Source organism: Fusibacter sp. (genome assembly GCF_057447755.1).
Genome location: NZ_JBVBZF010000194.1, coordinates 1 through 6,588, shown reverse-complemented (window position 1 = coordinate 6,588; position 6,588 = coordinate 1). Strand labels below are relative to the sequence as shown.

At 39.2% G+C, this 6,588-nt stretch carries 5 protein-coding genes; 1 reads left to right on the top strand and 4 read right to left on the bottom strand.

The window, feature by feature from the left end:
* Positions 1–93: 93 nt before the first annotated feature.
* On the bottom strand, positions 94–1,281 hold the full coding sequence (locus tag AC220I_RS16105) for a CaiB/BaiF CoA transferase family protein (RefSeq protein ID WP_486724884.1): 1,188 nt from the start codon (positions 1,279–1,281) through the stop codon (positions 94–96).
* A 35-nt stretch (positions 1,282–1,316) separates the two neighbouring features.
* A complete protein-coding gene (locus tag AC220I_RS16100; RefSeq protein WP_486724883.1) occupies positions 1,317–2,699 on the bottom strand; it encodes a YfcC family protein in 1,383 nt (460 codons plus the stop codon).
* A gap of 264 nt (positions 2,700–2,963) precedes the next feature.
* On the opposite strand from AC220I_RS16100, the gene AC220I_RS16095 reads away from it, so the two are divergent.
* Entirely contained in the window at positions 2,964–4,139 is a 1,176-nt protein-coding gene (locus AC220I_RS16095) for a M20 family metallopeptidase (protein WP_486724882.1), read from the top strand.
* Positions 4,140–4,176: 37 nt separating this feature from the next.
* Here the strand turns inward: AC220I_RS16095 and AC220I_RS16090 are convergent, their stop codons facing one another.
* Together AC220I_RS16090 and AC220I_RS16085 are read right to left on the bottom strand one after the other, a co-directional pair.
* Positions 4,177–5,094 (bottom strand): AEC family transporter, encoded by a 918-nt coding sequence (locus tag AC220I_RS16090; protein WP_486724881.1) that lies wholly within the window; start codon positions 5,092–5,094, stop codon positions 4,177–4,179.
* A gap of 17 nt (positions 5,095–5,111) precedes the next feature.
* Entirely contained in the window at positions 5,112–6,449 is a 1,338-nt protein-coding gene (locus AC220I_RS16085; protein WP_486724880.1) for a hypothetical protein, read from the bottom strand.
* Positions 6,450–6,588: the final 139 nt, after the last annotated feature.

The window sequence follows — 6,588 nt, the reverse complement described above, 5'->3', positions numbered from 1 at the left end:
GACATTTAAAACAGCTGTTTCAGAAGAAAGGGATCTTTCACTAAAACAGCTGTTTTTATCTATTTAGAGGGTCTATAAAGTGCTAACTTGAACTTAAATAGCCCCCTTGTCTTTAAGGGCAGCAATTTCTTTATCGGTCAAACCGTTATAGGTTTTAAGGATATGTTCGGTGTCTGCACCTAAAACGGGTGATGACTTATGGAGTTTACCTTGAGTCACGCTCATTTTTATTGGAAAGCCTGGAATATTAACCGTCTTAGCAATGGGATGGTCCATCTCAATAATCATTTCACGATGGCGAATTTGGGGGTCTGTGACTACTTTTTCGACATCGTTTATAGGCCCGTTGGGAATCCCTGAGGCATCAAATAGCCCCTGCCATGCTTCAGTGGTTTTTGATTTTAAGACCCCAGAGATAAGAGGACGTAGGGTTTCGTAATTTTGAGCACGTAACGGATTGCTTGCAAATTTTTCATTGTGGATCAAGGCATCTAGATTTATTACTGTACAAAATTTTGCCCAAAGACTGTCATTGCCAACAGCAATCATAATTTCGCCATTTTGAGTTTCAAAGGGTTCAAAGGGGACGATGGAAGCGTGTCGATTGCCTTCAGGTCTAGGGGACTGACCAGTTGCAAAATATCTTGAGACTGCATTTTCCAGAACGGCAACTTGGCAGTCCAGCATGCTCACATCTATCTTTTGGCCGATTCCCTTCTCGTTTCGGTAGTTCAGTGCGCCTAAGATACCTATGGCTGTGAACATACCTGCCATAATATCGCCGATGGAAGGGCCTACGCGCATGGGCTTACCACCTTTTTCACCTGTGATACTCATGATGCCGCCCATGGCTTGAACGACACCGTCATATGCTGGTCTTTGGCTGTAGGGCCCAGTGTGACCAAAGCCTGAAGTTGCCGCATAAATTAGCTGTGGATTGATTTCTTTTAAAACCTCATAACCAAGACCCAATTTTTCCATGGTGCCTGGTTTAAAATTTTCAGTTAAGACATCCACTGCCTTGATAAGCTTAAAAAACTCAGCTTTTGCCTCGGGATTTTTCAAATTGAGTGTCATGCTCATTTTGTTTCGATTAATACTCATAAAATAGGCGCTTTCGCCATTGATATAGGGTCCGAACTGTCTTGAATCGTCACCTTTGGTGGGTGCTTCGATTTTAATGACTTCAGCCCCCATGTCTGCTAGAATCATTGTGCAGTAAGGGCCGGCAAGCACACGTGTTAGGTCTAGTACTTTAATGCCCTTTAAGGCTTGTTCCATATTTACCTCCATAACATTAACCAGTGCCAATCTCTTTAAAAGCCGATTGCAACACCAATTAATACCGCAGCTGATGCGATTGCTGTCCAGATGCCGATTAGTGGGAGTATGAACTTAAGCCATTTTTCATAAGGAATCTTAGCAAGTCCGATAAAGCCCATCAATGTCCCTGAGGTTGGGATGATGAGGTTTGTAATACCATCGCCGTATTTATAAGCAGAAACGGTCACTTGCTTTGAAAGACCAATTACATCACTGAGTGGTGCGAGGATTGGCATTACAACAGCCGCCTGTCCACTGCCCGAAGGTACGAAGAAATTGAAGCCCCAGTTGAAGAAGAACATAAAGAGGGCAGAGAAATAACTGGATAAGTGGCTAAGCGGCATTGAGCAGTAATAGATGATGGTATGAATGATATTACCCTGTGACAATACCACTGAAATGGCAGTTGCAAAACCAATGAGTAATGCTGAAAATACAGCCATCTTACAGCCGTCCACAAAGGACTTGCTCATCATGTCAAATTTCATACCACTTATAAGACCACTAAATATCGCCAGCAAAATAGTGACGGTATTAAGTTCGCCCATGCCCCATTTGAGGTTTTGAGCACCGTAGATATAGAAGGCAAAGGTGAAGAATAATGCAACTAAAATAATCTTGTGCTTTGAGCTAAAAGTTGCTGTATGGTGTTCTTCTATAGCCCACTCGTAATTTGTACCAAGAATTGATTTAGAAGGATCTTCCATTACTTTTTTTGCATAAATCATAAGATAAATAATGGCTGCCCCTAATAGGCATGCAAAGATAAATGTTCGATAGCCGATGCCTGAAAGAATTGGTAAACCTGAGATTTTTTGAGCAACAACGATTGTAAAAGGGTCCATACCTGAACCAATAAATCCAGAATAAGTCGCGAGATACATCATAGAGAGTCCAACGATTGGATCCATTTTCAGTTTCCTAGCGATTAACAAGCCTATAGGAATGAATACGATTGTTTGATTTACGATGATCCCCAAATAACCCAATACTGACATTGCAATCATGATAATAGGAATTAATATAATGACTTTTGATTTGAGACGCTGAGACAGGGCGTCGATTGCTGAGTCTATTGATCCGGTGTCGTTGATGATTTTAAAGGCACCTGATACTAAGAAAACAGTAAAGATAATGGAAGCGGCTTTTGTCATACCAGTTGAAATCGCTAAAATCGCTTGGAATGGATTAACTGGCGTCTTATCGATGAAATGGAATGAGTTTGGGTCCAACTGTTTGGTATCACCGACCATATCATAGGTGCCTGCTGGGAGAATATAAGTCAGCGCAGCAGCTGCGAGAATAAAAAATACCAGTAGCACGTAGGTATCAGGCATTTTAAATTTTCTTTTTGCATTTTGAGTAGTATTCGTCATAATGTCGCTCCTTTTCATATTTTTGATTACAAATCGAGCATTAACAAAACCCCTATATTTGTTAACAAAACGTCGATAATTGTTATCGAAATATTAACAGATTCATCAAGACTAAAAACGAGCTATAATATGTCTAAAATTCATTTGCATTGCACTGAGTACACTGTGGCGAGTTAAGACTTGGATTACGGACAGATTTTGGTCACTATAAGGCCTTTTTTAAAATTACTATAATGGACTTAAATAAATCGAAGGGAGCCAGATATGAATAAGGCAATTTTAGAAGCGGTAGAGAAATGCGGTATTGACGAAGAAACCATCCTCGATACATGGAAAAAGATTGTGGAGATTGAAAGTTTTACTCATAATAAGGCAGGCGTTACCAATGTTTGTGAGTTCATAAAGCATGAATTGGAATCATTGGGACTTACAACTCGAACCGTTGAATATGAGTCGGTAGGCCCCTTGTTGATCGGTGAAATGGGGCAGGGGGATAAAAGTGAAGGCATTATTTTATCCGGCCACATGGACACGGTCTTTAAGGACGGCTTTTTAGCACAGAACCCATTCAGAGTAGAAAAGGGTAAAGTTTTTGGTCCGGGTGTACTTGATATGAAAGGCGGAATCAACCTTATATTTTATATTATCAAAATGCTCAAAGCCCTTGATTATAAAAAACCGATAAAGGTAATAATCAGTGGTGACGAAGAGCATGGCCATGAGCATTCAAATCAAGGGGACTTGATGACAGAAGAGAGCAGAGGCTACAAGCTTGCTTTCAATATGGAAACAGGTCTTGTTGGCAATTCGATAACAGTTGCCCGAAAAGGCAGAATAGCATGTCGTGTAGCCACAAGAGGTAAATCAGCTCATGCTGGTGCCAACTTTGAGGATGGCATCAATGCAATTCAAGAAATGGCAAGCAAGATCTTAAAAATACAAGCCCTAAACTCTAAATACAAGGATGTCACTTTCTCTGTAGGCACAATAAAAGGCGGTACTGTAGCCAATGCAGTGCCAGATTATGCTGAGATTGAAGTGGATGTCCGATATAAAGATTTGTCCATGAAGCAAGACATCATTAATGAAATCGAAGCAATCGCTTCCAAAAATGAAATTGAAGGAACCACAGGCATCGTATTTATAGATGGTGGATTTCCGCCTTTTTCAAATACGCTCAACCAAAAGGCCTTTAACTTCGTAAAGTCAATTTCCTTAGAGTATGGTTTTGGCGAACCCCAGCCGGTGCATATTGGCGGCTCATCTGATGCTGCTTTTATAACCATGGCAGGTGTACCGTGCCTATGTAGCATGGGTCCAAAAGGGGAGTGGAATCACACCAACAGAGAATATGCCCTTTTGGACTCTGCAATAGAAAGAATTATTTTAATTACGGCGTCAATCTTAGAAGCCAGTGAAATTGAATCTTTTTTAGACTAAGTACTTTTGAATTTCAACCTTAATGCAACATGAAGGCTTATTGAACAAACATAAGGAATACTGGAATAGTGATGGTGCAGAGTAGGGTTGTGAAGGCAACACACTTAGCCACAATCCCTGAAGCCCCACCAAAATTCTTTGCAAACAAGGCAGCCGATGCTTGGACAGGAGCTGCCGTTTGTATGATTAAAATGCCCTTAATCATGGGATTAAAAGGCAGGAACATCAATACAAACAAAAAGACAGCCGGAAAAATAACGGATTTTAAAATGGAGACCTTTTGGGCTTCACGATCTACGATAATATCCTTAAGCTTGTATTCCGAGAGCGTTGCACCGATAATCATTAGAGCCAGCGGCACAGATATCGCCCCAACGCCCTTGATGACTCTCAAGAGATAGCTAGGCGTTTTAAGGCCGATAAAAAACATGACAAGTCCAATGGTGATGGCAATTAAACCTGGGTTTAGAAGACGTTTCAATGACGTTAATGAGAATTTTTCTCTTTTAAAAATATGAACGCCGACAGTCCACTGAAAGATATTTTGCATGGCAACATAAATAGAGGCGTAAAAAATACCAAGCTCACCAAAAAGGGCATAGCTGATAGGGTAGCCAAGAAAAACAGTGTTGCCAAAGGTTAAAGAGTATCTTATGGAGCTTTTGTGGTTATCAATATCAGAGATCCTAGGGGCTAGCCTTGAACTGATCAGGGTCACAATTGTCAAATATAAAAATGAGGCGATTGCAATGATGATCATATTGTGTACATATTCTGCTTTATAATCAATGTTGATTGCTGAAATAACAAGCAGTGGCATGGCGACATTAACGACAATTTTACTAATATCTTGTATACCTGCATCTGTCAGGTATTTTTTCTTTTTGATGTAGAAGCCTAAAATAACATAGATGACGAGGATTAATATTTCTGCTAGTATGTTTGAAAAACTCATAAATTACTCCTATTCGATTAGTGGTTGCTTTTGTTGAGTACAATTTCATAAATGTCGCTGGGGCGACCGGACTTTCCAGTGAGCTGTTTCCCAGCATGTGAAGCTAAATTGAATTCCTCTAGCTTTAGCAGCAGTCTGTTAGAACTGCGCTGAGAGATGTTGAGATTTTTAGAGAGCTCAGGCGATGTAAAACTGTTCTTTTTCTGCTTCTCCATGAGAATATAAAGATCATAGAGTAGTGTTTGCGATATGCCTGTCTTTTCTGATATCTCCAGAAAGAGTTTCTCCTCAACGCGTTTTTCAGAGGAGTATTCTTCATTTAGAAAATACAAGGGACCGATTACTGAATTTTCATAAGGTACAATATAGGTTATGTTTGGGTTCAAGTCATCCAAGCGATCAATGGCGATATTGGCATTGGCTTTTGCCTCACTGGGATTGAAGCCATATCCTATCCCTATGTTAACATCGCAATTTGTATTGGCAAAAATAGAGTTGATCAGATAAAAGCATTGAAATCCCTGAGTGTATTCAAATAAATCCGATTTGTTCATCAATATGATGAAGCGGTCGTTGGATTCACTGACCACAGCTGCCTTAGTGTTGCGCGCAAAATAATAGATTTCTTCAGCCACTTTGATTTTCTCATGCATATATAGATATTCATCCTTGCGGATATAGGAATAATCCTTTTTGGGTATGATTTTGACATTGAGAATTGCTGTATGCCCAATTTGATTTTGTCTTAAATCACAGAGTTCAATAATATGATGAATGGTCTTAATAATGTTTTCTGCAGTTGGTTTGACATAGATACAGGGGATGCTGAGCTCCAGCAGCCTTTTATATACAGGGAAGAGTGCTGTGATACAACCTCTTACTGTTTTTGACTTATAGAGTGAAACATGTTCTTCTATTACCTTTTCCATATAAGATTTATCAAATCGTCTACGCTTGATGAAATAGAATTTGTTGTCATTAAAATCAATATCAAGGTCTGTAAAGAGATAGTGGAGTTCAGAATTTGAATAACTGTCTATACTGACATTTCTAAAATCAAGGCCCATTAAGGATGCTTTTATAAATGCGATTTGAAGGGATGACCAATCCTTTTTCAAATAATCACAAGGCACATCAGGGGAAAAAATATAATTATAATATTCATGCTGCAATTCACCAGAAAAAATAAAGCCATCCACTGAGGGCTTAATTTCTCGCAATTGTTTTTCAACACTTTCTTGATAATAGGCCAAATCTTCCTCAATAAATACAGGTGTAATATCTGTAAAAAGGGTACTGAGGATCTCCTTAATATCATCAATTCTTATTTTGGAACCAAGAAATCCAATCTTCATAATACACCTCAAGTCTTATTCTTTAGGGATTTTAGTTGAATATCCAATCATTTTTATTATTTGATTATAGATTATATATTAAGTTTGAAACAACTGCAATCGCTGAAAGGCATAAAAATAAAAAAGAACCCATATAGGG

What these genes read in the sequence shown, in the direction of transcription:
- AC220I_RS16085 (WP_486724880.1), bottom strand. Translation starts at nt 6,449, where the DNA reads ATGAAGATTGGATTTCTTGGTTCCAAAATAAGAATTGATGATATTAAG.
- AC220I_RS16100 (WP_486724883.1), bottom strand. Translation starts at nt 2,699, where the DNA reads ATGACGAATACTACTCAAAATGCAAAAAGAAAATTTAAAATGCCTGAT.
- AC220I_RS16090 (WP_486724881.1), bottom strand. Translation starts at nt 5,094, where the DNA reads ATGAGTTTTTCAAACATACTAGCAGAAATATTAATCCTCGTCATCTAT.
- AC220I_RS16095 (WP_486724882.1), top strand. Translation starts at nt 2,964, where the DNA reads ATGAATAAGGCAATTTTAGAAGCGGTAGAGAAATGCGGTATTGACGAA.
- AC220I_RS16105 (WP_486724884.1), bottom strand. Translation starts at nt 1,281, where the DNA reads ATGGAACAAGCCTTAAAGGGCATTAAAGTACTAGACCTAACACGTGTG.